This window comes from Rhodococcus yananensis (genome assembly GCF_020515525.1).
In the GTDB taxonomy this organism is placed as follows: Bacteria; Actinomycetota; Actinomycetes; order Mycobacteriales; family Mycobacteriaceae; genus Rhodococcus; species Rhodococcus yananensis.
The window spans coordinates 78,149-102,745 of sequence record NZ_JAIYEP010000004.1; the positions used below are offsets into that span (position 1 = coordinate 78,149).

Annotated in this window: 25 protein-coding genes; 18 read left to right on the forward strand and 7 right to left on the reverse strand. The window is 69.2% G+C overall.

Translation table 11 applies throughout. The features are described 5' to 3' along the window. Positions 1-11: 11 nt before the first annotated feature. Complete coding sequence (locus tag LDQ05_RS01660) at positions 12-524, forward strand: MarR family winged helix-turn-helix transcriptional regulator (RefSeq protein ID WP_226435157.1); 513 nt, start codon at positions 12-14, stop codon at positions 522-524. Between the two features lie 9 nt (positions 525-533). Here the strand turns inward: LDQ05_RS01660 and LDQ05_RS01665 are convergent, their stop codons facing one another. Together LDQ05_RS01665 and LDQ05_RS01670 are read right to left on the reverse strand one after the other, a co-directional pair. Further along, a complete protein-coding gene (locus LDQ05_RS01665) occupies positions 534-1,013 on the reverse strand; it encodes a hypothetical protein (RefSeq protein ID WP_226435158.1) in 480 nt (159 codons plus the stop codon). 90 nt (positions 1,014-1,103) lie between these two features. Beyond that, positions 1,104-1,682: a TetR/AcrR family transcriptional regulator gene (locus tag LDQ05_RS01670; protein WP_226435159.1), complete on the reverse strand. Its 579-nt coding sequence runs from the start codon at positions 1,680-1,682 to the stop codon at positions 1,104-1,106. Positions 1,683-1,755: 73 nt separating this feature from the next. Here LDQ05_RS01670 and LDQ05_RS01675 point away from each other — a divergent pair, with 73 nt between their 5' ends. From LDQ05_RS01675 to LDQ05_RS01685, 3 genes are all read left to right on the forward strand, one after another. Next, the gene (locus LDQ05_RS01675) at positions 1,756-2,328 is read left to right on the forward strand and encodes a dihydrofolate reductase family protein (RefSeq protein WP_226435160.1); all 573 of its coding nucleotides are present in this window, start codon (positions 1,756-1,758) and stop codon (positions 2,326-2,328) included. Between the two features lie 76 nt (positions 2,329-2,404). After that, complete coding sequence (locus LDQ05_RS01680) at positions 2,405-2,992, forward strand: HdeD family acid-resistance protein (protein ID WP_226435161.1); 588 nt, start codon at positions 2,405-2,407, stop codon at positions 2,990-2,992. Between the two features lie 258 nt (positions 2,993-3,250). Beyond that, positions 3,251-3,571 carry a GYD domain-containing protein gene (locus tag LDQ05_RS01685; RefSeq protein WP_226435187.1) on the forward strand — a complete coding sequence of 107 codons (321 nt, stop codon included), beginning with the start codon at positions 3,251-3,253 and terminating at the stop codon, positions 3,569-3,571. A 19-nt stretch (positions 3,572-3,590) separates the two neighbouring features. Here the strand turns inward: LDQ05_RS01685 and LDQ05_RS01690 are convergent, their stop codons facing one another. Next, positions 3,591-3,773, reverse strand: coding sequence for a hypothetical protein (locus LDQ05_RS01690; RefSeq protein WP_226435162.1), 183 nt, complete (start codon positions 3,771-3,773; stop codon positions 3,591-3,593). Between the two features lie 182 nt (positions 3,774-3,955). On the opposite strand from LDQ05_RS01690, the gene LDQ05_RS01695 reads away from it, so the two are divergent. Further along, a complete protein-coding gene (locus LDQ05_RS01695; protein ID WP_226435163.1) occupies positions 3,956-4,717 on the forward strand; it encodes a hypothetical protein in 762 nt (253 codons plus the stop codon). Positions 4,718-4,729: 12 nt separating this feature from the next. On the opposite strand, the gene LDQ05_RS01700 is transcribed toward LDQ05_RS01695, so the two are convergent. The 3 genes from LDQ05_RS01700 to LDQ05_RS01710 form a co-directional block, all read right to left on the reverse strand. Beyond that, positions 4,730-5,392, reverse strand: a complete 663-nt coding sequence (locus tag LDQ05_RS01700; RefSeq protein WP_226435164.1) for a TerD family protein — start codon at positions 5,390-5,392, stop codon at positions 4,730-4,732. A 117-nt stretch (positions 5,393-5,509) separates the two neighbouring features. Further along, positions 5,510-6,604 (reverse strand): DUF475 domain-containing protein, encoded by a 1,095-nt coding sequence (locus tag LDQ05_RS01705; protein ID WP_226435165.1) that lies wholly within the window; start codon positions 6,602-6,604, stop codon positions 5,510-5,512. A gap of 115 nt (positions 6,605-6,719) precedes the next feature. Continuing rightward, positions 6,720-7,295, reverse strand: a complete 576-nt coding sequence (locus LDQ05_RS01710) for a TerD family protein (protein ID WP_226435166.1) — start codon at positions 7,293-7,295, stop codon at positions 6,720-6,722. 236 nt (positions 7,296-7,531) lie between these two features. On the opposite strand from LDQ05_RS01710, the gene LDQ05_RS01715 reads away from it, so the two are divergent. The 13 genes from LDQ05_RS01715 to LDQ05_RS01775 all read left to right on the forward strand — a co-directional run bounded on the left by LDQ05_RS01715 (position 7,532) and on the right by LDQ05_RS01775 (position 22,832). Further along, positions 7,532-8,653, forward strand: coding sequence for a serine/threonine-protein kinase (locus tag LDQ05_RS01715; RefSeq protein WP_226435188.1), 1,122 nt, complete (start codon positions 7,532-7,534; stop codon positions 8,651-8,653). 29 nt (positions 8,654-8,682) lie between these two features. Continuing rightward, positions 8,683-9,837, forward strand: coding sequence for an HpcH/HpaI aldolase/citrate lyase family protein (locus tag LDQ05_RS01720; protein ID WP_372461009.1), 1,155 nt, complete (start codon positions 8,683-8,685; stop codon positions 9,835-9,837). 23 nt (positions 9,838-9,860) lie between these two features. After that, a complete protein-coding gene (locus LDQ05_RS01725) occupies positions 9,861-11,156 on the forward strand; it encodes a phosphoribosyltransferase family protein (protein WP_372461007.1) in 1,296 nt (431 codons plus the stop codon). Next, on the forward strand, positions 11,153-12,259 hold the full coding sequence (locus tag LDQ05_RS01730) for a cysteine protease StiP family protein (RefSeq protein ID WP_226435168.1): 1,107 nt from the start codon (positions 11,153-11,155) through the stop codon (positions 12,257-12,259). Before LDQ05_RS01725 ends, LDQ05_RS01730 begins: the two co-directional genes overlap by 4 nt. Positions 12,260-12,294: 35 nt before the next feature. Next, positions 12,295-13,089: an HAD family hydrolase gene (locus tag LDQ05_RS01735; protein ID WP_226435190.1), complete on the forward strand. Its 795-nt coding sequence runs from the start codon at positions 12,295-12,297 to the stop codon at positions 13,087-13,089. 51 nt (positions 13,090-13,140) lie between these two features. Then, positions 13,141-14,535 carry a TerD family protein gene (locus tag LDQ05_RS01740; protein ID WP_226435169.1) on the forward strand — a complete coding sequence of 465 codons (1,395 nt, stop codon included), beginning with the start codon at positions 13,141-13,143 and terminating at the stop codon, positions 14,533-14,535. A 7-nt stretch (positions 14,536-14,542) separates the two neighbouring features. After that, positions 14,543-16,078: a TerD family protein gene (locus tag LDQ05_RS01745; protein WP_226435170.1), complete on the forward strand. Its 1,536-nt coding sequence runs from the start codon at positions 14,543-14,545 to the stop codon at positions 16,076-16,078. A gap of 179 nt (positions 16,079-16,257) precedes the next feature. After that, positions 16,258-17,820, forward strand: a complete 1,563-nt coding sequence (locus tag LDQ05_RS01750; RefSeq protein WP_226435171.1) for an AMP-binding protein — start codon at positions 16,258-16,260, stop codon at positions 17,818-17,820. After that, positions 17,817-18,890, forward strand: a complete 1,074-nt coding sequence (locus LDQ05_RS01755) for an MBL fold metallo-hydrolase (protein WP_226435172.1) — start codon at positions 17,817-17,819, stop codon at positions 18,888-18,890. The genes LDQ05_RS01750 and LDQ05_RS01755 overlap by 4 nt, the downstream gene beginning before the upstream one ends. Next, positions 18,887-19,648 carry a crotonase/enoyl-CoA hydratase family protein gene (locus LDQ05_RS01760; protein ID WP_226435173.1) on the forward strand — a complete coding sequence of 254 codons (762 nt, stop codon included), beginning with the start codon at positions 18,887-18,889 and terminating at the stop codon, positions 19,646-19,648. Before LDQ05_RS01755 ends, LDQ05_RS01760 begins: the two co-directional genes overlap by 4 nt. 62 nt (positions 19,649-19,710) lie before the next feature. Continuing rightward, positions 19,711-20,580, forward strand: coding sequence for a LysR family transcriptional regulator (locus LDQ05_RS01765; protein ID WP_226435174.1), 870 nt, complete (start codon positions 19,711-19,713; stop codon positions 20,578-20,580). 4 nt (positions 20,581-20,584) lie between these two features. Further along, complete coding sequence (locus LDQ05_RS01770) at positions 20,585-21,469, forward strand: LysR family transcriptional regulator (protein ID WP_226435175.1); 885 nt, start codon at positions 20,585-20,587, stop codon at positions 21,467-21,469. A 367-nt stretch (positions 21,470-21,836) separates the two neighbouring features. Next, positions 21,837-22,832, forward strand: a complete 996-nt coding sequence (locus tag LDQ05_RS01775) for a class I SAM-dependent methyltransferase (protein ID WP_226435176.1) — start codon at positions 21,837-21,839, stop codon at positions 22,830-22,832. A gap of 78 nt (positions 22,833-22,910) precedes the next feature. Here the strand turns inward: LDQ05_RS01775 and LDQ05_RS01780 are convergent, their stop codons facing one another. After that, entirely contained in the window at positions 22,911-24,536 is a 1,626-nt protein-coding gene (locus LDQ05_RS01780) for an acyl-CoA synthetase (RefSeq protein WP_226435177.1), read from the reverse strand. Positions 24,537-24,597: the final 61 nt, after the last annotated feature.

Below are 24,597 nucleotides of genomic sequence, written 5' to 3' on the forward strand. Positions count from 1 at the left end.
AGGATGCGCACATGCCCACGCACCCCACCGGGCCCGACTACGTGGAACGGGTACGCCTCGCCTGGGAGGCCCGGTACCCCGACCTCGACGTCCGCCCGATCGATCTCATCGGACGGATCACCCGGATCAGCTCACTCGCCCTCGCCCGCGTGGAGCACCAGCTCGAGCCGAGCGGCATCGGCCGCACCGAACTCGAGGTCCTGAGCGCGCTGGCCCGCAGCGACCGCCCCTTGCGCGCGAGCGAGGTGACCTCGGTGACCGGGATCTCGGGGGCCTCCACCACCAAACACACCGAACGCCTCGTCAAGATGGGTCTCGTCGCGCGCGAGCGCCTCGAACGCGACGGCCGGGTCGTGCTCCTGTCGCTGACCGACGCCGGTCGCGAGCTCGTCGAACGCGAGGTTCCCGTCCGGATCGCGGGCGAACGGCGACTGCTGGACGGTCTCGACGATCACGAACTCGACGTCCTCACCGACCTGCTGCGCCGCATCACCGCCAACGCCGAGAACGACGCCCTGCCCTGAACCGGTGTGTCAGGGCATCTCCATCGTCTCGCCACGTTCGATCTCCCCGACGGCCCGCCGCAGGTACGGGCGCGCAGCGACGCGGCGCGCGGCGAGCAGATCGGCGAGCACGAGCACCGCCGCCGCGAGGTGGTCGACGGGTGCGATCGTCGGCTGCGGGGCGTCCGGATCGGACACTCCGAGGGTGCCGGTGAGCACCGAGACCACCGCGTCGGGAGCGAGTTCCGGGTACCAGGCAAGCCCGGCACGCACGGTGCGTTCGAGGACCGCCTGCACGTCCTCACCGGTGAGACCGTCGGGGTGCAGTTCCTCGAGCAGTTCGCGGGCCACACCTGCGTGCACGGCACCGACCTGCTCGTATGGCAACGCGGCCAGGTCGTCGACGGATGCACGGAACGCGTCGGCAGCCCCGTCGCTCGCCGCCGCGAGCGCAGACTCCGTACTCGTGGTGATCTGCCGGGCGATCACCGGCCAGTGTTCGGGCCACACGGCGCTCTCCTCGGGTTCCGGGCGGTCGGGCGACCGCCTCGCCTCACGGTACGGTCCCGCCGTCACCGCACCCGCACGGACTCACCACACTCACACGGGCTCGACGATCATGCGCTCCACAGCGGTACGTACCAGTTCGGCGGTACGTTGCTCGTCGAACAGATCCGGCAGCGTCAATCGGTCCAGGATGAGCCAGTTCAACGCGAAATACAGTAGTACGACGGTGTTCTCACCGTCGGGTAGTCCCGACGCCCGGTAGTTGGCGATGTTGAGGTCCAGGTCGGTACGGACACGGTCGGTGAGCAGGGACTGCAATGCGGGCCGCCGGGTGGCTTCGAGTCGGAGTTCGAGGATCGCGAGATAGCCGGTGCGGAACCGGGCGACCCGCTCGACGACCTCGGTCATGACGTCGATCATGGAATCGCGGGTCTGCGGGGCTCGCCCCCGTGCGAGCACCTCGGCGTCGGGGATCAATCGTTCGTAGTAGCGGTGCCCGACCTGGACCAGCAGGTCGTCGCGGTTGGCGAAGTAGTTCGACGCCGTTCCGGCCGGCACCGCGGCTTCCCCGTCCACCGCGCGGAAGGTCAGTCCGCGAGCCCCGTCGCGGGCCAGGACCTCGATCGATGCGTCCAGCAACGCCCTCCGGCGTTCGGGATTCGTGCGCACCACTTGACACCACTCCATCTGTAGTTCTACGGTTCAAACCACTTCATACATAGTACTACGAAACAGGCGGTAACCCGTGCGCAAGCTCGTCTACTACGCGGCCGTGACCCTCGACGGCTACATCGCAGGCCCCCGGGGAGAATTCGACTTCTATCCGATCGGTGACGACACGGGATCGCTCACCGAGCAGTACCCCGAATCCGTCCCCACCCACCTTCGCCCCCACGCCGGCATCCCCGTGGACACACCGAATCGCGAGTGGGACACCGTACTGATGGGTCGCGGCGCCTATGCTCCTGCCCACGACGAGGGTGTGGTGAGCCCATACGACCACATGATGCAATACGTCTTCTCGCGCACCCTGGCGCCCGTCGATCACCCCCGCGTGAAGATCGTCGACACCGACCCCACCGAACTCGTCCGCGACCTGAAGAAACAGGACGGACTCGACATCTGGCTGTGCGGCGGGGGCGATCTCGCCGGACAACTCCTCGACGAGATCGATCGACTCGTGTTCAAGAGCTATCCGGTGATCGCGGGCGACGGGATCCCGGCGCTCACCGGGAACTTCGCCCCGACACGGTTCACGGTCACGCAACGCCGGGAGTTTGCGAACGGTACGCAGGCGACCTGGCTCGACAGAGCCTGAAAACCGCACGACACGAACGAATTCGCCTTATTCTGGGGTCCCGGCAAGATCGCGAAGCCTCATGCAAGGAGTCGCCGTGTCCGCGAGCCCGCTCTCTCCTCAGGACGAATTCCGTTCCCTCTTCAAATCGGTCTGGTGGGTGGTGCTGCTACGCGGCATCTTCGCCGTGATCTTCGGCATCATCGCCCTCGTCTGGCCCGGCATCACGGTCTGGGCACTGGTCATCGTGTTCGCGGCGTACGCGATCGTCGACGGCATCCTGCTGATCGGGCAGTCCATCCGCGACCGCGCGCGACTCGACGGCTGGGGATGGTGGCTGGCGATGGGCATCGTGTCGGTGTTGGCCGGCCTCGTCGCGCTCTTCTGGCCCGGAGCGACCGCGCTCGTGCTGCTCTACATCATCGCGTTCTACGCGATCCTGTTCGGCATCACCGGCATCGTCGGCGCCCTCCGGTTCCGGACCGTCCCCGAATCCGGCTGGGCCTGGTCCCTCGTCGCCGGGGTCCTGGCGGTGATCTTCGGCGTCGTGCTGCTGATCTTCCCCGGCTCCGGCATCCTCGGTCTGATCATCCTGGTCGGCATCTACGCCATCCTGTTCGGCGTCCTGCTGATCGTCATGTCCTTCCAGGTCCGCAGCGCCGCCAAGAAGGCCGGGATTCTCTGACCATCCTCTGCACACATAGGTAGCTTCACCTCGGTAACGCCGAACGGTCACCGCGCTCATGTGTCGACCGTGGTGCGCCGCTCGAGGTTGCTCCGCTCGATGTCCCGAACAAGGTCATCCGCCAGTACTCGAACCGAGTCGTGATCCGTGGCGGGGTCACACCGAGGTCCAGAACGCGTTCGTCCGAAAGCACCGCGCCGGGCGCTCACAGGGCCGACCATGGAGACAACCAGTACCGCGGTCCGGGAGGGCACGAACATGCCGAAATATCTGTGGCAGGTCACGTACACGGCCGAGGGCGCGAAGGGACTGCTCTCCGACGGAGGCAGCGCCCGCCGCGACGCCATCACAGCGATGGTCGAAAGCGTCGGCGGCACCGTGGACTCCGTGCACTTCGCACTCGGCGGGCACGATCTGTACGTGGTCGGCGAAGTACCCGACGAGGTCGCTGCCGCCACCCTCGAACTGCGCACGATCGCATCGGGGGCGGCGCGGTCGCGTCCCATCGCGCTGCTCACCCCGGAACAGGTCGACGAGGCCGCGCGGAGGGATGCGTCCTATCGGGCGCCCGGCTCCTGAGTGGCCGCCGCGAACCCGGCTAGGCGGCGAACCCGATCGCGCCGATGACCGGGATGATCGTCATGAACACGATCGCGATCACGAACAACGTGATCGTCACCTTCCGATTCCACCGGGCACGCGCACCGCTGGCCGCGGCCAGGAAGAACACGAAGCCGACACAGATCGATCCGATACCGATGATCACGGGGGTTTCCAGCATGTCCCCATCCTCGCGTACGACCGCGGACATCCCATCGGCACGTCGGCCCGACCTCCGCCCGTCGAGGTGCAGACTCGAACGAGCGGACGGAACCGGTAGCATTCGGCGCGGGGGGCGCCGCACGGGCGCACATCGAAAACGGGGGGGTATCCGTGTTCCGTACACGCCGTGTCCGGGCAGCCGTGTCCGCTGCCGCAGCCACTCTCGTCCTGATGCTCACCGCGTGCAGCGACATCGGCTCCCGGGCGGTGCCCGTGGATGCGTCGACGCAGTACGCGGAGGCGACCGCCGCCCTCGACCGGGTGCGGGCCGCATTCGATGTGATGACGACGGTGGGGACCATGCGCAGCGTCCTGCACGGGCAGGATCTACCCGACTCCGTGACCGTCGCGGACGTGCAACGCAACATCGTGTCGACGCGGGTCGTCGAATCACCCCTCGGCCCGTTCGACACGTTCGGCAGCGACGACGGCAGTTTCATCCGCTACCACGATCTTCCCGCCTCCGGACGCGGGCGCCTGGAATCGGGCGCCTGGTATCGGATCGATCCGGACACCATCCCCGCCGCGGTTCCCATGACCGTTCGCGATCAGCAGCGACTGACCGCCATCCTGGTCGAGTCGATCACGGGCGCGCAGGATCACGGGACCGCGACGACCGACGACGGCCGGACCTCGACTCGATTCACCGCGACCGTGGACACCGCCGCGTACGCCGACACGGCACTCGATCAGCTCGCGACGGACCTGTCGAGGTCCGAGATCGCCGACGCCCGCCGGATGATCCTCGACGGCATCACACCGACTGTGGAACTGTGGGTGGACGATGCGGGACGCATTCTGCAGCAATACAATTCGGGATCGACGTCGATCAACGAGTTCGACGTCGACACCGAGTTCCCGGACATCGACCCGGACGACGTCCGCGATCTCCCCACCCGCTGAGACACGTCCCGACTACTTGCGGCCGGCCTGCCACTGCATGCCCCACCCGTACTTGCGGTCGAGGTCCGACTGGCTGCCGTTGACGTACTCGACGAGCCGGTTGACGGTCACGCCCTGCCCGGTGCTCTCGAGCATCGCGATCGCGCAGATGCGGGCCCCGTTGTTCGGGGAGTCGAGGCGCACCTCGATCTGGGGTCCCGTGGGCGGAGTGAGGGTGACGACACCGTCGACGGCCGCCCAGTTCGCGGCGCCCTCGTAGATCATCGCGAAGATCAGCACCCGCTTGAACAGCTCGGGGCGTTCGAGATTCACGTGCATGTTCTCGCCGCCCTGTACCGTGCCGGTGCGGTCGTCACCGTCGAGGTGGATGTAGGGCGGGGTGTTCAACGATCCGAAGCTGTTGCCGAGCGCCTGGACGACACCCTTGGATCCGTCGGCGAGTTCGAACAGGCAGCCCAGGTCGAGGTCGACCCCTCCGGTGGCGCCGGTGAGTTTCGCCAGGAAACCCTTCTTCTGCTCGCCGCGCGACCAGTTCAGGTTCACACGGGTGACGCCCTGGCCGGCACCGCCCTTCGCGAGGCTGACGGTGGGCGCGTCCTTCGTCAGGTTGATCTTGGAGAGGTTCACTCCCCCGCCCGATCCGGACTCGGGCTTCTTCGTGTAGTCGATCGCCATGGGCTTTCCCTTCGTGTGAACCGATGATGTGGGGGGCGGTGCGACGCCCCGATACGGCGATGGGAGCCGCCGGCCGCGAGGTCGAGGGCTCCCATCGTCGATGGACCCGGGTTCGCGTCAGGACACGCGTTCCAGGGTGACGGACTGCAGTTTCCTGTTGCGGTACACGCTCGAGACGAACGCCGCACCGATCAGAGCGACACCGATCAGGCCGGTGATGACCTCCGGCACGTGCGTGCCGATCGAGTAGAGCAGGATCACGGCAAGCGCGCCGATCGCCCAGTGGGCACCGTGCTCGAGGTAGACGTAATCGGCCAGCGTGCCCTTGCGCACCAGGTAGATGGTGATGGACCGGACGAACATCGCACCGATGAAGCCGAGGCCGAGCGCGATGATGATCGGATCCGCGGTGATCGCGAACGCGCCGATGACACCGTCGAACGAGAACGACGCGTCGAGGACCTCGAGGTACAGGAACAGGAAGAACCCGGCCTTGCCGGTGGCTTTCGCGAGTTTGCTCGGGCCGCCCGACGATCCCTCCTCACCTTCCTCGGGGATGTGGAACATCTCGCCGAGACCGTTGACCACGATGTAGGTGATCATGCCGAGCGAACCGGCGATCATCACCGTCGACACCTTGTCGTCGGGCGCGATGATCGTGGCGGTGAACAGCAGCAGCACGATCGCGATGACGACCTCGAGGCGTTCGAGTCGGCCCGCCTTCGCAAGCGGACGTTCGAGCCATTTCAGCCACTGGATCTCACGGTCCTCCAGGATGAAGTGGAGGAACAGCATCAGCAGGAACATGCCACCGAACGCCGCGATCTGCGGGTGCGCCTCGGTGATGAGCGTCTCGTAGCTCGGGTCACCGTTCGCGAAGTACGGGGCACCGTCCGGCGGCGGATTCAACGCCAGGTTCAGTGCGTCGACCGGGCCCAGACCGGACGCGACCCACACGATGACCAGCGGGAACACCAGGCGCATGCCGAACACGGCGATGAGGATGCCGATGGTGAGGAAGATCTTCTGCCAGAACTCGCTCATGCGCTGCAGCACGGTCGCGTTGATGACCGCGTTGTCGAACGACAGCGACACTTCGAGGATGCCGAGGATCACACACAGGAGCAGGGCTTGCGGGCCGCCGTACAGGAAGGCGACCACGAGGGAGACGACGGTGACGGCGAAGGACGCACCGAATATTCGCAGAACCACGAAGCGTGGCCTTTCTCGTGAGGGTCAGGTCGTGCCGGGTGGTTGCTGCAGAGCCGGAACGAGGGGCGGATCCGGTTCCGGTGCGTGACCGGAACCGGATCCGAACAAGTGGGATCTAGACGTTGACGCCGTAGTCGCGAGCGATGCCCTCGAGACCGGACGCGTAACCCTGGCCGATCGCGCGGAACTTCCACTCGGCGCCGTTGCGGTACAGCTCGCCGAAGACCATCGCGGTTTCGGTCGAGGCATCCTCGCTCAGGTCGTAGCGGGCCAGTTCGTTGCCGTTGGAACGGTCGACGACGCGGATGAACGCGTTACGGACCTGACCGAACGACTGCCCCCGGCCGTTGCCGTCGTAGATGGAGACGGGGAAGAAGATCGACTCGATGTTCGCGGGCACCGCGGCCAGGTCGACGTTGATGACCTCGTCGTCGCCCTCGCCCTCGCCCGTACGGTTGTCGCCGGCGTGCTCGATGGAACCGTCGGGGGACTTCATGTTGTTGAAGAACACGAAGTGCTGATCCGAGACGACCTTCTTGTCGCCGCCCGTGGCGATCGCGCTGGCGTCGAGGTCGAAATCGGTACCGGTGGTGGTGCGCACGTCCCAGCCGAGGCCGACTGCCACGGCCGTCAGGTTCGGGGCCTCCTTCGTGAGGGAGACGTTTCCACCTTTGGTCAAGCTGACGCCCATGCGGGGTCCTTTCGTATCGATCGGAACGGTCGACGGACCCGGGCCGTGTGCCCGGTTTGCGCGTGTCACCCCACAGTAATGGCATCGGGCGGAGTGTGCCCACAGCCTGCACGCGCGGTCCCGACGCCACGACCGAACCGGCAAGTACCATGCGCTCTGTGGCGAGCCGATGGACGCGCCGCCTCTTCGGCGGCGCACCGACCGAGGATCCTGCGGCACGTCGTGCCCACGACACGATGGTGGCGGCGTTCCTGGACATGGACCGGCGCCAGTCGGTCGCCGAACTCGCGGTGGCCGCCTCCCACGACCTCGAACCGCAGCGCGGCATGAGGGCACAGTGGGATCCGATCCGGAGCGCCTGCTACGACGCCGCCGGCCACTACCTGCAGCTCGCCCGGTCCGAACCGGGGCAACCGCTGCAACCCGCAGCCGCATACCAGCAGGCCACGCAGCGGATCGCCGAGGCCACCCGCCTGCTCGACCGCTTCTACAACGGCAACCGCGCCCACCTCGAGCACGCCACGGCACTGGCGCAGACCGCACCGCAACTCGCGCAGCACGCTCGCACCTCCGCCGCCGCGGCACTCGCGATGATCGACGCGCCGGAGCACGCCGCGTACACGCATTACCCGTCCGTCGTCACGGCCGTCCACGACCTCGACGACGCCCTGCGCGCACTCGACACCGCGACCGGCGCGGGCACGATCCGCGACCGTGCCCGGGCCGCGGAGGAGGCCTCCGCCGCCCTCCACTCCGCGCTCGCACAGGCACCCGGACGCGACGCGGAGGCACGAAACGCCGTGGCGTCCGTCACAACCCGTACGGGTGCGGTCCGCACCCGTACGGCTCAACTCGCCCCCGCGTACTCGGCGCTGCTGCGCGAGTTCAACGCGGCGAGCTCCGCCGATCTCACCGACAACGACACGAAGGCGTCCGCGCTGGTGGACGCGGCGGAGACCGGACTGGGCGAGGCACGCGCCGCGCTGCGCGAGGGTCATCCGGAGGCCGCCCTCGAACGGGTCGCGGCGGTGCGCGGCGAACTGTCCGTCGCCGAGGACCTCGTCGACGCCGTCACCGGTCGGCTCGCGACGTTGCGTGCCATCCGGGAGAATCCGCAAGCGAAGGTCGACGAGGTGCGTTTCCGGCTACGTGACGCACAGCACCTCGCCGTCCAACGCGGTCTCACCGCAGAATGGGGGTCGGTCCTCGATGCGCAACTGGACCGCATCGACAGGGCGGTCGACGCCCTGACCGGTGTGCACCCCGACTACTGGGCGTATGCCCGCGACCTCGACGCGGTCGCAGACTTCATCGCCGGAGTCGTCGCACGGATGAGAGGACGGACCGAACACGCATGATGGGGGCAACCGACACCGAGGTGCGCACGATGCGGCACTTCCAGCATCTGGACGAGGCGACCCGCCGCCGCCTCTTCCACGTCGAACCGCAGCCGTTCGGTGACGACGAACGCGACCGGCTCGCGCTCGCGCTCGGGGCGACCCTGTACGTACCCGCGACCCGCCACGATCTCGCCGCGACCATCCTGCGCCGGGCGGACGCGGGCGTCACCTCCATGGTCGTCGATCTCGAGGACGCCGTCGCCGACGACGAGGTGGAGGCCGGGATCCGCAACGCGGTCGCCGCACTCGACGACCTCGCCGCGCGCGGACCGGCGCCGATGCTGCTGTTCGTGCGGGTCCGCACCGCCGACGGCATCGATCGCATCGCCCGGCTCCTGGGCCCGGGCGCCGCCGTGCTCGCCGGATTCGTGCTCCCGAAGTTCTCCGCCGACACGGGGCGTCGATTCCTCGAGTCCGTCGGCGGCGCCTCCGAACTACTCGGTCGTCACCTGTACGCGATGCCGGTGCTCGAGTCGACCGGGATCGTGCACCGCGAGACCCGCGACCGCGAACTCGATGCGGTGGCGACGCTGCTCGCCGAGCACCGCGCGAAGATCCTCGCCGTGCGGATCGGTGCCACCGACATGTGCGGGGCCTTCGGCATCCGCCGCGACCGCGACCTGACGATCTACGACGTGCGGGTCGTCGCGGATGTCATCGCCGACATCGTCAACCGGCTCGGACGCACCGACGGGACGGGTTTCGTCATCACCGGCCCGGTGTGGGAGTACTTCGCCGACCACGAACGCATGTTCCGCCCGACGCTGCGCACCACCCCGTTCGTCGAGCACGACGCCGTGATGTTCCGCCAGCAACTCGTCAGCCGAGACCTCGACGGGTTGCTCCGCGAGATCGCCCTCGACCACGCCAACGGAATCCAGGGCAAGACGGTGATCCACCCGTCGCACGTCGCGGCGGTGCACGCGCTGTCCGCCGTCACGCACGAGGAGTACGAGGACGCGATCGACGTTCTCGGCGCCGACACCGGCGGGGTACGCGCCTCCGGATACCGCAACAAGATGAACGAACGGCGCCCGCACCGCTCGTGGGCGCAGCAGACGCTGCTGCGCGCCTCGGTGTTCGGTGTCACCAACAAGGGCGTGACGTTCGTCGACCTGCTCACGGCCCTGGTGCAGCGGTGACGGCGGCCCGCAGCTCCGCTCCGGTGACCGAACCGAAGTGGGCGACACAGCGATTCGGTCTGGCACTGCACCATCTCTCGGCGCCGGGACCGGATCGGGTGGAGCTCCTCGTCGAACCCGGCCTGCGCCGCAACCCGAAACGGGCGCATCTGCTGGTGTCGACGGTGCTCGGCAAGCACATCCCGACCGATCCCGCGGACGTACTCGGCGCCGGCAATCGACTCGGCGATCTCGTCGCCGGACTCCTCGCCGATGCCACCCGGACCACCGTGGTCCTCGGCTTCGCCGAAACCGCAACCGGACTCGGCCACTGCGTGGCCGACCGCATCGGCGCCGCGTGCTACCTGCACTCCACGCGCCGACACGTCCCGCGAAGCCCCGTGTTCGCCGGATTCGAGGAGGGACACTCGCACGCCACCTCGCACCTGCTGCTTCCGACCTCCCCCGATCTGTTCGCGAACGACGCGCCCCTCGTTCTCGTCGACGACGAGATCTCCACCGGCGCCACCGCGATCGACGCGATCCGCGCACTGCACCGGCATCATCCGCGACGTCGGTACGTGGTGGCGTCGCTCGTCGACATGCGGGAGGAGCGGCACCGGCAGGCCACCCGCGCGGCCGCCGCGGAACTCGGCGCGAGCATCGACCACGTGAGCCTCGCGGCGGGCCGCACCGAACTACCGGACGGCCTCGCGGCGGAGGTGACCGCGCTCGCCGCACCCGATCTCAACCCGACCGCCGACCGGCGCGGACACGCCCGATTCGTCGAGCTGCCTTGGCCCGCCGATGTTCCGGACGGCGGACGACACGGGTTCCTGCGCGACGACACCGAGCGGTTCGACGACGCGATCCGCTGCGCCACCGACGTGCTGACCGCGTCACGGGACGCCACGCGGCCCGCGATCGTCATCGGCCACGAAGAACTCATGTATCTGCCGCTGCGGTTGGCGGAGGCACTGACCGTGCGCGGAACCCCGGCCCGGTTCCAGACCACGACCCGCTCCCCCGCGTACGTGCGCGACTCGCCCGGCTACCCACTGCGACGCGGATTCTCCTTCATCGCACCGGAGTCCGTCGCCGCTGAACACGAGGACGAGACACCCCGTCACTTGTACAACGCGCAGTGGCCCGACCGCGAAGGGCAGCGCGCCGAGTTGCTGCTCGTCGTCGACGCCCCGGCCGACACCGACCGGCTGCGCGCCTCCGGCGGGCTCGTCGACGTCCTCACCGCGGCGGGTGAGGACGTGCTCGTCGCGACCGTGCCGTCCACCGACCCTGCCGTACTCACCGCACGACGACACGAAGGGGGACGCCCGTGACGGTGCCGCTGACCGGACCCGAGTTCGGTTCCTACGCACCCGACGAGGTGACGTGGCTGCTCAAGGATCTCTCGCACGTCGACCTCGAAGGGGACATCGCCGAGCGGGAGGCGCGGATCCAGGCGGGCCTGGCGCACTACGCCGAATCCCTGCCGATCGAGTACCAGCCCGACGCCGGCTACCGGGAACTGTTCGACAAGACGCTCGCCGCGACGGCGCCCCGTCTCGCACGCGCCGTCGGAACCGTCACCGAACTGCTTCTCGCCGAACGCGGAACCGATCTGACCCTCGTGTCGCTGGCGCGCGCCGGCACGCCCGTGGGCATCCTCATCCGCCGCTGGGCGAGGCGACACCACGGACTCGATCTTCCGCACTACGCGGTGTCGATCGTCCGCGGACGGGGAATCGACCGGGCCGCACTCGATTACATCACTTCCCGGCACGACCCCGAATCGGTGACGTTCGTCGACGGGTGGACGGGCAAGGGTGCCATCGCGCGGGAACTGTCGGCCGCGCTCGCCGAGTACGCGGCGTCCGGCGGACCCGCGTTGTCCGCCGATCTCGCCGTCCTCGCCGACCCCGGCCACTGCGTGCGCACCTACGGTACCCGCGACGACTTCCTCATCGCGTCCGCGTGCCTGAACTCGACGGTGTCCGGACTGGTGTCCCGCACCGTACTCAGCGACGGTCTCATCGGTCCCGGTGAATTCCACGGCGCCAAGTTCTACGCCGAACTCGCCGACGACGACGTCTCCGGGCAACTCCTCGATGCGGTGTCCGCGGAGTTCGACGACCACGCCGGGGCCGTCGCCGACGCACGCGACATTCTCGCCTCCGACCGCGAACCGACCTGGGCCGGTTGGGAGTCGGTGGAGAAGACCCGCATGCGTTACGGAATCTCCAGCATCAACTTCGTCAAACCCGGTGTCGGCGAGACGACCCGGGTGCTGCTGCGCCGGGTGCCGTGGATGGTGCTCGTCCGCGACGAACACGCCGACGAGCACGCCCACATCCGGATGCTCGCCGCCGCGCGCGGCGTGCCGGTCGTGGAGGTACCCGAGCTCACCTACTCCTGTATGGGTCTGATCAAGGACGTGCCGTGACGCGTGCGCTGATCGCCACCGATCTCGACCGCACGATGATCTATTCCCGTGGCGCATTCGGCGGGCACACCGATCCCGCCGAGTTGCTGTGCGTCGAGTACCTCGACGGCGCCCCGCTGTCGTACGTCACCGGCACCGCGGCAACGCTGCTCGGGGACCTCGCTGCGGCCTGCCCCGTGGTGCCGACGACCACCCGCACACCCGAACAGTTCCGGCGGATCGACCTGCCCGGCGGCCCCTGGCACCACGCCATCACCAGCAACGGCGGGGTGATCCTCGTCGACGGCGAACCCGACCCCGCGTGGCGTCGGCGCATCGACACCGCGGTGCTGGAATCCTGTGCGACGCTCGACGAGGTGGTCGCCGAGTTGCACCGCCGCATCACGGACGACTGGGTGTCGAAGGTGCGGGTCGCCGACGAGTTGTTCTGCTATCTCGTCGTCGACGTCGCCGCGCAGCCACCGGGATTCCTCGAGGACTGGGACCGGTGGTGTTCGGCGCGGGGATGGAACGTCTCCCAGCAGGGTCGCAAGATCTATTCGATGCCGGATCCGGTGTGCAAGAGCCGCGCGGTCGCGGAGGTGCACCGGCGGCTGACGGACGCGGGGGCACTCGACCCCGATGCGCCCGTCCTGGCCGCCGGGGACGGCGCGCTCGACGCCGAGATGCTGGTGGCCGCGCACGCCGCGATCCGGCCGCGCCACGGAGAACTCGAGGCACTCGACTGGCAGCATCCGACCGTCGCCGTGACCGACGCCGCGGGCATCGCGGCGAGCGAGGAGATCCTCGCGTGGTTCACCCGTTCCCTGGATGTACCGCTCGCTTCGTAGAGTGGTCTGTGCACGCCCTTCCCGTCGCCGACACAGTGAGGACCACGAGTCTTGACCAGCCCGCTCGCCAAGGGTCAGAACGGCCCCATCGACGTCTCCGACGTCGTCGTCTCCCTCGAGTTGACGACGCCCGCCGACCTGTCCGCTCTGCTCGTCAAGTCCGACGGCAAGGTGCGCTCCGACGCAGACTTCGTGTTCTTCAACCAGCCCGCGGGGCCGGGGGTGAAGCTCGTGCCGGGTGCGCACGGTCAGGCCGCGTCCCTCGCCGTGTCGCTCGGTGACGTTCCCGCGGACATCGACCAGGTGCGCGCCGTGATCACGCTCGACGACGCATCGAGCCGGTTCGGCGCGTTCGCCCCGCCCACCGCGCGGGTGTCCGACACGTCCGGAGCGGTGCTCTACGAGTACCGGATCGAGGGGTTGAGCACCGAGTCGATCGTCATCGCCCTCGAGCTGTACCGGCGGCAGGGCACCTGGAAGGTGCGTGCCGTCGGGCAGGGGTACGCGGGTGGTTTCGCGGCGCTGGTGACCGATCACGGTGTGAGCGTCGACGATGCTCCCCCGCCGGCGGCGGCATCCGCACCGTCTGCTCCGCCCGCGGCACCGACCCCACCGCCCGCGGCACCGACGCAGCCGCCCGCGGCACCGACCCCACCGCCCGCGGCACCGACCCCACCGCCCGCGGCACCGACGCAGCCGCCGGGATCCGGGCAGCAGTACGCGCCGCCGTCGCAACCCCGGTACGAGCAGCCGCTGTACGGGCAGCCGCAGTACGGGGCGCCGCAGTACGGGCAGCCGCAGTACGGGCAGCCGGTGCCCTCACACGCACAGCAGGCGCCCGGCGGCGAGGTCAACCTGACCAAGAGCCGGCCGGTCAGCCTGGTCAAGGGCCAGAAGGTGACGCTGCGCAAGGACGGGGGTGTGGCGCTCACGTTCCTGCGGATGGGTCTCGGTTGGGATCCGGTCAAGAAGAGCGGCCTGTTCGGCAACCGGTCCGCCAACATCGACCTCGATGCGTCGGCGGTGCTGTTCGCCGGCCAGAACATCGTGGACGTCGCGTACTACGGTCAGCTCACCTCCAAGGACGGGTCGATCCAGCATCAGGGCGACAATCTCACCGGTGAGGGCGACGGCGACGACGAGGTCGTGCTCGTCGACCTCACCCGCATTCCTCCGCACGTCGACACGGTGATGTTCATCGTCACCTCGTACCGGGGGCACACCTTCGAGCAGGTGCAGAACGCGTTCTGCCGGCTCGTCGACGGCACCACCGACGACGAACTCGCCCGCTACACGCTGCAGGGCGGGATGCCGTTCACCGGAATGGTGATGGCGAAGGTGTACCGGCAGGGCAGCGAATGGAAGCTGCAGGCGATCGGCGAGGGCATGCAGGCGAAGCATCCCGGCGAGGCCGCGCCGCAGCTCGGCCGGTTCCTCGCGACCTGACCCCGCCGTGGAGTTCACCCCCGGGCAGAACGGCCCGCTTCCCGGACCGGTGGCGCACGTGCGCGTCGCCGGTCCGGGCCCCGTGGATCCGTGCGTCTTCGTCGTCGACGACACGCTGCGTGTCGCGTCGTCCGACGACGTGGTGTTCTACAACCGGCCACGTGCGGTCGGGGTGCGGCTCGACGGCGACACACTCGTCGTCGACACGGGTGCGGTGCGACCGGGAGCTCGGGTGCTGTGCGCGGTCGGCACCGACGCACCCGCTGCGGTGACCGCGACCGTCGAGTCCCCGTCCGGTGCGGTGCTCGGCGAGTTCCGCATCCGGCCGGAGCACGGCGAGACCGCGCTGTTGTGTTGGGAGTTCTACCGGCACAAGGATGTCTGGAAGATGCGGGCTCTCGGTCAGGGGTATGCCGGCGGGCTCCGCGAGATGTTCGTCGCACACGGCGTGGAGGTCGACGACCCTGCCCCGGAACCGAGCGCCGTGCCCCCTCCGGCACCCGCGACCCCGCAGACCCCGGCAGCACCGACGGCCGCGCCGGCCTCCGAGCCTCTTCCGTCGTTCGAGTGGTTGTGGCGGGTCTTCGAGGACGCGGCGCGCTCGGCCGCCGGCCACCGGTCGGGGCGCGACTACGCGCAACACCGGCTCGATCAGGAACTGTCCGCGGCGGTCGCCGACCCCGCGACCCGCACCGGGGGCGCCGCCGAGTCGGCCCGCGCGGCGGCGCAGCGACGCCACGACGACCTCGTCGCGGCGTCCGACGCGCGCCGTCGCGACGACAGCACCCAGCTGACCGCCGAACTGCGCGATCTCGACGCGCGGTTGCCTGCCGCGCTGGCGTCGTGGGCGGCGCCGAGTTGGTACGCCGCACGCACCCCGAGCGACGGCATCCGGGTGGGCGAGCTCTCGTCGCCCGACGGAGACGACCTCCGCGTTCCCCTGTGCCTGCGCCTGCCGCTCGACCGGCCGCTGTGGGTCGCCGGTGACGGCGAGGCCGCGCACCGGGTGGTGATCGCCCTCGCGTTGCGGTTGCTCGCCGCACATCCGGGTGCGCGGCTCGACATCGTCGACCCCGCGGGTGCGCTCACGACCCTGCGTGAGGTGGCGGCGCCCGTGCTCGCCGGTCCTCCGGTGCTGGACGCGGCCGGTGTCTCCGCGAAGCTGCGGGGTCTGGCGGACGGTGCCGATCTCGAGGCCCTCGCCGCGGCGGCGGATCCGGGGGCCGCCGGGCCCGCTCCCCGGGTGCTGGTGCTCCCGGGCGTTCCGCACGGCTACGGCGGCGACGACTTCCTCCAGCTCGTCCGGTTGCTTCAACTGTCCGGTCCGCAGAGCATGTCCGTCGTTCTCTCGGGATCGGAAACAGCCGATGTGGACGATCCCGGATATCTCGCCCTGTACGAACATTCGCAACTCCTGCCGGCCGAGGGCGAGGGACGCTTCACCGACCCGTGGACGGGCGGCGACTGGACGTTCACATCCGATGCGTTTCCCGCGGACGCGGTCCTGCTGCGACGGGTCGCCGCCGCGCTCGGCGGTACGTGACGTCGACGCGGATCGACGGCGCGCAGGGACGGTCGGATCGTGCCGTCGAGGTGCCCCGGCACACATAGGTTTGCCCTATCCCTGCGTGCGGCCGCCGGTCTTTGTGGCCGCCGACACCCTCGTGTTCTGCTGGCTGCGGCCCCGCCTCCCCGCGGCCGACCGTCGAACAGGAGTGTGCAGTGAGTGGACTTCACCTTCCCCACCGGATCCGGACCCTCGCGGTCACGCAGCCGGATTCTCCTGCGGTGACCTGCGGTGACACCACCCTCACGTACGCGCAGTTCGACGATCTCACCAACCGCACGGCGTCCGCCCTCGCCGCGCTCACCACCGACCCGAACAGGGTGGGGGCGTTGCTGCGCATGGGGATCCCCGCTGCCGCCGCCTTCGTCGGCTGTGCGAAGGCAGGACTCGTGTTCACGCCCATCAACTGGCGTCTCGACCCCGACGACATCGCCGCGATCGCCGCGGACGCCCAGATCGGTGTGCTCATCGTCGAACCGGACTTCGCACCCGCGGCCCGCGCGGTCGCCGCGGCGTTGCCGCACGTCCACATCGTGATCGTCGGCGACGACACCGTCGCCGGCGACGCCCACTCGTGGGACCGGATCGTCTCCGACGGCAGCGCCGCCGATCCCGGATTCGGCGACGATCCCGACACCGCGATCCTGCAGCTCTACACGTCCGGAACCACGGGGCGGCCGAAGGGCGCGGTGTCGACGCACCGCAACCTGCACAACGTCCCCGAGAACTTCGAACTGTACGAGTTCACTGCGGATTCGGTCTCGCTCGATGCCCTTCCCGTCTTCCACATCGCGGGTGCGGGCTGGATGAGCACGTGCCTGTCGGCGGGCCTGCACCTCGTTCTGGTCGGGGAGGCGAAACCCGCCCTGATCGCGCAGGCGATATCCGAATACGGTGTCACACATACATTCCTGGTTCCGTCCGCGATCGGTCTGCTGCTGGAGTTACCCGACCTCGACCGGTACGACCTGTCGAGTCTCCGCATGATCGCGTACGGAGCGTCCCCGATCACCCCGGCAATGCTCGCCCGCACGATGGACACCCTCGGCTGCCGTCTCGTGCAGCGGTACGGGATGACCGAGACGACCGGAGCGTTGTCCGCGCTGCGAGCCGACGACCACGACCCGCACGGCCCACGCGCCCACCTCCTGCGCTCGGCCGGAAAACCGCTCGCCGGCAACGAGATACAGATCCGTGATCTCGTCACCGGTGAGCTGCTGCCACCGGGTGAGACCGGCGAGATCGTGTCGCGCTCCCGCAACAACATCGCCGCGTACTGGCGACGGGACGTCGAGACCGCCGCCCTCCACACCGAAGACGGATTCCTGCGCACCGGCGACGCCGGGCATCTCGACGACGACGGCTACCTGTTCGTCACCGACCGGGTCAAGGACATGATCATCACCGGCGGCGAGAACGTCTATCCCGTCGAGGTCGAAGCCGCGCTCGCCGAACATCCGGCGGTCGCGGAGGTCGCGGTCGTCGGGCTCCCCGACGACCGGTGGGGCGAGACGGTCACCGCCGTGATCCGCCTCGTCGCGGGCGCCGCACCGCCGAGCGAGGCGGATCTCGCGGCGTTCACCGACGGTCGGCTCGCTTCGTACAAGCGCCCCCGGCGCATCCACATCGTCGACGAGCTGCCCCGCAACGCGAGCGGCAAGATCCTCAAGCGTGCTCTGCGGGTGTCGTTCGGCCGACCCGAGGAGGTTCCGTCATGATCGTCACCGAGGACATCGGCATCGCGCAGCGCGAAGCGTGGGCCGACAAGCGGCTTCCCCCCGTCGAACAGGTGCGGCACGGGCTGTGGTCGATTCCCGTTCCCATGCCGGGGAATCCCCTGCGGTACACGCTCGTGTACGCCCTCGCGATCGACGACGGACTCGCCCTCGTCGACGTCGGGATGAACACCGAGGAATCCTGGTGCGCCCTCGTCGACGGCATCGCCGAAACCGGTCATCACATCAGCGATGTGCGATACGCGGCGATCACCCATCTGCACCCCGACCATTTCGGTCTCGCGCCGCGCCTGCGCGCCACCACCGGCGCCGTCATCGCGATGCATGCCGCCGAATCGGCAGCACTCGGGCATTTCACTCCCGTGGACGTCAGCGCCGACGAGGAGGCGTGGCGGGTCGATCTCACCGCGCTGGGTGCGCCACCGGAGGTGGTGGAGGCGGAACGATTCTCCCTCGTCCGCTTCCCGCACGGAGAAACCGCCGACGTCACTCTCGAACACGGCTCGCCGCTCGGGCTGCCCGGCTGGAACATCGACGCGGTGTGGACCCCCGGGCACACTCCCGGGCACCTCGCGTTCGTCGACCGCGACCACGACCTGCTGTTCAGTGGCGACCACATGCTTCCGCGTATCAGCCCGAACATCTCGTCCGGTCCGGGCGAACTCGACAATCCACTGCATCGTTACCTTTTGTCGCTGCACGCGACGACGACGCTGCCGGACTGCGAGGTCCTCCCCGCTCACGAGTACCGCTTCCGCGGTACGTCCGACCGGGCACGGCAGCTGCTCGACCACCACGAGGAGCGGCTCACCGAGATCCGCGAAACTCTCGTCACGCACCCCGAATCCACCGCTTGGGAGATCACGGTGCGGGTCTCGTGGTCGCGGCCGATCGAGGCCATGGAGCCGCGTCTGCTGCGACTCGCCGTCCGCGAGACCCAGGCACACCTGATCGTGCTCGCCGACCGCGGCGACATCGTGTCCGACGGTGGCTCCCCCGCCCGCTGGACCCTTCCCGCCCGACCCGACGACCGAGCAGGAGCCCCCGCATGAGTGTCGTTCTCGCCGAGTTCGCCGACGGCGTCGCCGTCTTCACACTGAATCGGCCCGAGGCGAGGAACGCCGTCGACCTCGAGGTGTCGAAGGCGCTCGCCGCCGCCGTCGACGAGTTCGAGGCGCGCCCCGACCTGACCATCGGCATCCTCACCGGCACCGGTGGAACATTCTGCGCGGGAATGGACCTGAAAGCCTTTGCGCGAGGAGAACGTCCGTCGCTGCCCGGGCGCGGATTCGGCGGTCTCACGCAGGCACCTCCGACGAAACCGCTCATCGCGGCGGTGGAGGGTTGGGCGCTCGCCGGTGGCTGCGAGTTGGCGCTGACCGCCGACCTGATCGTCGCGGCCCGCGACGCGAAGTTCGGCCTGCCGGAGGTCGGGCGTGGACTGGCCGCCGCGGCCGGTGGTCTGCTGCGGCTGCCGAAGATCCTGCCGTACCAACTGGCAATGGAGATCGCGATCACCGGTGATCCGTTCACCGCCGAGGACGCCCACCGGTACGGACTCGTCAACCGGCTCGCCGAGCCCGGTCACGCCCTCGACGTCGCGAAGGAACTCGCCGCCCGTGTCGCGCGGAACGGGCCGCTGGCGGTGCGCGCGACCAAACAGGTCGTGTCGATGGCCGCGAACTACACCGACGCCGACGGCTTCGAGACACAGCGCGAGTTCGTCGACCCCGTCTTCGCGTCCGCCGACGCGCAGGAAGGTGCCCGCGCATTCGCCGAGAAGCGCGCTCCGGTCTGGACCGGAGCCTGAGAACCCGCTCGCGTCGGTGGGTGCCGCCCCACCGACGTGAGCTCGACCACTACGATGGTCGAGTGGACCTGCATCTCGTGACCTACTTCGTGGCCGTCATCGACCACGGCGGGATAACGAAAGCAGCCCAGGCCCTCTATATTTCACAGCCGTCCCTGTCGCAGGCCATCCGCACCCTCGAGCGCAGACTCGGCACGACCCTGTTCGACCGCACCGGGCGCAGGCTCACCCTCACCGAGGCCGGGCGCACCCTCGAGGTCGCCGCACGTCGGATCCTCGCGGATGTCGACCGCGCGAAGGCGCGCGTCGCCGCGGTACGTGACCTCGAGGCCGGCGCCGTCGAGATCACGACGTTCTCCGCGTTCTCCCTTCATCCGGTGGTCGATCTGGTCCGCCGCTTCCGGGCCCGCTACCCGAGGATCATGGTGCGCGTGTCCGATGCCGACGGCCCGTCCGGTGTGCACACCGCGCTGCGGCGGGGAGAAGCCGAGCTCGGGATCACCGACCTGTCCGCCGAGCACGGCGGTATGGTGGCGATTCCGCTGGTGGAGCAGCATCTCGTGCTGGCGATGCATCCCGATCTCGCGGAGGGACTGCCCGATCCGGTGCCGCGCGCCCTCGTGCGGGACGTACCGTTGGTCGTCGATCTCGGCTCGCGCGCCGACGCCGCCCGCACCGGCGAGTTGCTCGGCACGCACAACGTGGTCGTCGACTGCGCGCACCCCACCGCGACCTGGGAGTTCGTCCGGCGGGGAATCGGGGCCACCGTGGTGCCGGCGCCGCTGGCGCGCCAGCAGATGCCGAGCGCTGCGGTACGCGCGATCGAACCACCGTTGATCCGACCGGTCGGGTTGGTGCTGCGGGCCGGTGAGCCGTCACCGGCGGCCGCGGCGTTCATCGCGAGCGCCACAGAGCAGCTGCGGGAGGGATGACACGGTGGAGTTCCGTCAGGTCGAGTACTTCCTCGCCGTCGTGGAGAACGACGGCATCAACGGTGCGGCGACGGCGTTGGGTGTTGCGCAGCCGACGGTCTCACAGGCCCTGCGCACCCTGGAACGGGAGCTGGGGGTGCACCTGTTCCACCGCATCGGACGCGGGATGGTGCTCACCGCTGCCGGGCGCAGCCTGATCGGCCCGAGCCGGCAGATCCTCCGCGACGTCGACGCCGTGGAGGAACTGTTGGCGTCGGCCGACCCGGGGGAGATCACCGGCAGCCTGGACCTGATGGTGTTCCCCGCACTGGCCACGGGCCCGATCGTGGATCTCGTGGCCCGATTCCGCCGCGCGCACCCGAAGGCCACGGTGCGGTTCGGGGATCTGCGGACCGAGGACAACGCACCCGCCGTGATCCGTGACGGTCACTGCGAGTTCATCGTGTCCCATCTCCCCCTCGACGACGGCGGCCGGGGCCTCGAGGTCATCGTGCTGGGGGAGCAGGAGTACTGGTTCGTGTACCCGCCCGGCACGGACCTGCCGCCCGGTCCGATCGAGTTGACGGCACTGCCCGACATCCCGATGGTGTTCGTGCCACGCGACGGCGGTGCGATGAGCCTCGAGATCGACAATGCGATGCGTCGTGCCGGGGTCCGCCCGTCCCTGGCCGTCCTGTCGGATCACCGTGAGATCCGGCTGCCGATGGTGCTGGCGGGTCTCGGCGGGTCGCTGGTGGAGCGCGCGCTGGCCGAGTCCGTGCAGGACGTCGCGGTGGCGCGACCGTGCGAGCCGACGTTCACCCGCCCGTACGGGATCGCATTCGACGCGACGTCGCTGTCGGAGGCCGGTCGGGCGTTCGTCGAGATGGTGCGGTCGACGATCAGGTGACGCCGCGGCCGCTGCGTCACCCGTCGCGGCAGCCATTCCGTCGAGGAACACCGCCAGGCAGTGCTCGGACAGTTCGTCGACCGTGTACGTGTCGCCCGGCTTGCGCCAATAGACCGAGAACCACACGGCGTCGCGCAGGAACCGGTGGAACACCTTGGCCGGCACGTCCGTTCGGAGGACACCCGCGGATCTGCCGGCATCGATCGCGTCGAGCCAGATGGTCTGGATGTCGTCGGCGAGTACGCGGGCGTCCGCGAACTCGCGTAGGTCGCGGAGGTGCGGGAACTCGGCGTGATAGACCCTCGTCACGTCCGGTCCGGCGTCGGCGGAGCGCATCGTCGACGCAGCCCTCGGCACCATCGACCTCATGTCCGTCCACCTCGGCGACCGGCTCGGCTGGTACCGCAGCCTCGCCGCCGACGGGCCCGCCACACCGGACGAGCTCGCCGAACGCACCGGGACCCACCCGCGCTACGCCCGCGAATGGCTCGAGCAACAGGCCGTCACGGGACTGCTCACCGTCGACGGCACCGATCCACCGCGGTTCGCGCTGTCACCGGCCGGTGCGCAGGTGCTGACCGACGAGACGGATCTCGACTACCTCGCACCGCTGTCGCGGATGATCTGCAGCGCGATGGTCCAACTACCCGCCCTGCTCGACGCGTACCGGACCGGCGGGGGTGTCGGCTGGGCGCAGTACGGCACCGATGTGCGCCGCTCCCAGGAGGACGTGAACCGGCCGTGGTTCGAGAAGAGGCTGCCGGACGCCCTGCGGTCCGTCGCGGACCTCGACGGGCTGCTGCGGACTCCCGGTGCCGTGATCGCCGACATCGGTTGCGGTGGCGGGTGGTCGACCATCGCGCTGGCCCGCAGTTATCCGGACGCCGAGGTACGGGGATACGACATCGACCGCGCCTCGGTCGAGGATGCCCGCGCCAAAGTGACTGCCGACCGGGCCGTCGCGTCGCGCATCACGATCACCGAAGCCGACGCAGCCACCCTCCCGAACTCCACCTTCCACGCCGTGTTCGCCTTCGAATGCATCCACGACCTGCCTCGCCCCGTGGACGTCCTCGCCGCCGCGCGGCGATCGCTGGTTCCGGGAGGCGTCGTGATCGTGATGGACGAGGCCGTGGCGGACGAGTTCACGGCACCCGGCGACGAAGTCGAACGGCTCATGTACGGATACAGCCTCGCGGTGTGCCTGCCCGACGGCATGAGCCGGCAGCCCAGCGCGGGTACCGGCACCGTCATGCGCGCCGATACCCTGCGGCGGTACGCGCACGACGCCGGCTTCACCCGCGTCGACGTCCTCCCGATCGAGGGTTTCGCGTTCTTCCGCTTCTACCGGCTCTCCGGCTGATCCCACCCCCGCACCCGGGCGGGTTCGATCCGGTCCGCCCCGCCCGGCCCACCGGTTCGAGTGGGCCGGGCCGGTCGGTCAGGCCTCCGCCGGCACCGACTGCGCGAGCGTCGACTTCGCCCAGCGGTAGTCCGCCTTGCCGGCGGGGGAACGCACGATCTCCGGGACCACGACCAGGTGCCGCGGCACCTTGTATCCGGCGATCACCGAGCGGCAGTAGTCGGCGAGTTCGATCTGCGACGGTGCCTCGGCGCCCTCCCGCAGCTGCACGACGACGGAGACCTTCTCACCGAGCCGGTCGTCGGGGACACCGGCGACGAGTGCGTCCTCGATCGACGGGTGCCCCTTGACCGCTTCCTCGACCTCCTCCGCGTAGATCTTCTCACCGCCGGAGTTGATGCACGCGGAACCGCGGCCGAGGATGACGATGGTGCCGTCGGCCTCGACGGAGGCGAGGTCACCGAGGATCGACAGGCGTTCACCGTCGACCTCCACGAACGTGGCGGCGGTCTTCTCCTCGTCGCGGAAGTATCCGACGGGCACGTGGCCGATGCGTGCGAGGTACCCGATGGTGTCGGAACCCGGTTCGACGGCGGAGAAGTCGACGTCGACGACCCGCATCTTCGGTGACGCCGGCAGACGCAGCCGGCCGTCGGCGCCGGGCGTGATCGAGCCGTTGGCCCCGGATTCGGACGAGCCGAACGAGTTGTGCAGGTAGATGTTCGGCAGGATCGACGTGAGCTGGTCGCGTACGCTCACCGACCACAGTGCACCGCCGGATCCGATGACCATCAGCGAGCTCAGGTCGAAATCGTCGCGGCGGTCGGCGAGGACGTCGGCGATCGGGCGGGCGATCGCGTCGCCGACCACCATCAGCACGGCGGCCTTGTGTTCGTCGACGAGGCGCAGTGCGGCGGCCGGCTCGAAGTTGCGCATGACGACCTGCGGGAATCCCATGAACAGACCCATGAGCAGTGCATACATGGCCGCGCCGTGCATGAGCGGTGCGGTGATGACGTAGGTCATGGGGCTGGTGTTCGCCGCGGCGGCGGCCGCGAGCGATTCGGGGTCGTCGTGCGGGTCGCCGTAGGCGCTGCCGCCACCCAGCGCCGCGTAGTAGAAGTCCTCGTGCCGCCACATCACGCCCTTGGGCATGCCGGTGGTTCCCCCGGTGTACAGGATGTACAGGTCGTCGCTGCTGCGTTCGGCGAAATCACGGTCGGACGACGCCTCGGCAACCGCGTCGGAGTACCGCACGACGGTGACGTCCGCGGCGGCGGCCGCGGTGGTCAGTGCGTCGATCGGACCGTTGCCGACGACCACGATGTGCCGCAGCTTCGGGGCGCGCGGAAGCACCTCGGCGACGAGATCGGTGAGTTCGTCGTCGACGACGAGGGCGGTGAGCTCGGCGTTGTTGTAGAGGTACTCGAGTTCCGCTCCCACATACCGGAAATTGATGTTGATCGGGACGGCCCGGATCTTCATGGTTCCGAGCATGGTGTCGAGGAACTCGAGGCTGTTGCGCATGTGCACGCCCACGTGGTCGCCGGCGCCGACACCGACGCCGGCGAGGTGGTGGCCGATGCGGTTGGCGGCGGCGTCGAACTGTGCGTATGTGTGCGTGCGGCCCTCACAGGCCAGCGCGAGACGGTCGGGAATCGCATCGACGACGGCTTCGATGAGATCGGCCAGGTTCAAAGACATGGTGCGCTGGATCCTTCCGGGTAGGGCCTGCGACAGTGAGACCCCACGCCCACCGTCCGAA

Excerpts from the sequence above, each read along its gene's own strand:
- LDQ05_RS01660 (WP_226435157.1), top strand. The coding sequence starts at position 12 with ATGCCCACGCACCCCACCGGGCCCGACTACGTGGAACGGGTACGCCTC.
- LDQ05_RS01685 (WP_226435187.1), top strand. The coding sequence starts at position 3,251 with ATGCCGAAATATCTGTGGCAGGTCACGTACACGGCCGAGGGCGCGAAG.
- LDQ05_RS01690 (WP_226435162.1), bottom strand. The coding sequence starts at position 3,773 with ATGCTGGAAACCCCCGTGATCATCGGTATCGGATCGATCTGTGTCGGC.
- LDQ05_RS01700 (WP_226435164.1), bottom strand. The coding sequence starts at position 5,392 with ATGGCGATCGACTACACGAAGAAGCCCGAGTCCGGATCGGGCGGGGGA.
- LDQ05_RS01710 (WP_226435166.1), bottom strand. The coding sequence starts at position 7,295 with ATGGGCGTCAGCTTGACCAAAGGTGGAAACGTCTCCCTCACGAAGGAG.
- LDQ05_RS01715 (WP_226435188.1), top strand. The coding sequence starts at position 7,532 with ATGGTGGCGGCGTTCCTGGACATGGACCGGCGCCAGTCGGTCGCCGAA.
- LDQ05_RS01720 (WP_372461009.1), top strand. The coding sequence starts at position 8,683 with ATGCGGCACTTCCAGCATCTGGACGAGGCGACCCGCCGCCGCCTCTTC.
- LDQ05_RS01735 (WP_226435190.1), top strand. The coding sequence starts at position 12,295 with ATGATCTATTCCCGTGGCGCATTCGGCGGGCACACCGATCCCGCCGAG.
- LDQ05_RS01755 (WP_226435172.1), top strand. The coding sequence starts at position 17,817 with ATGATCGTCACCGAGGACATCGGCATCGCGCAGCGCGAAGCGTGGGCC.
- LDQ05_RS01760 (WP_226435173.1), top strand. The coding sequence starts at position 18,887 with ATGAGTGTCGTTCTCGCCGAGTTCGCCGACGGCGTCGCCGTCTTCACA.
- LDQ05_RS01775 (WP_226435176.1), top strand. The coding sequence starts at position 21,837 with ATGTCCGTCCACCTCGGCGACCGGCTCGGCTGGTACCGCAGCCTCGCC.
- LDQ05_RS01780 (WP_226435177.1), bottom strand. The coding sequence starts at position 24,536 with ATGTCTTTGAACCTGGCCGATCTCATCGAAGCCGTCGTCGATGCGATT.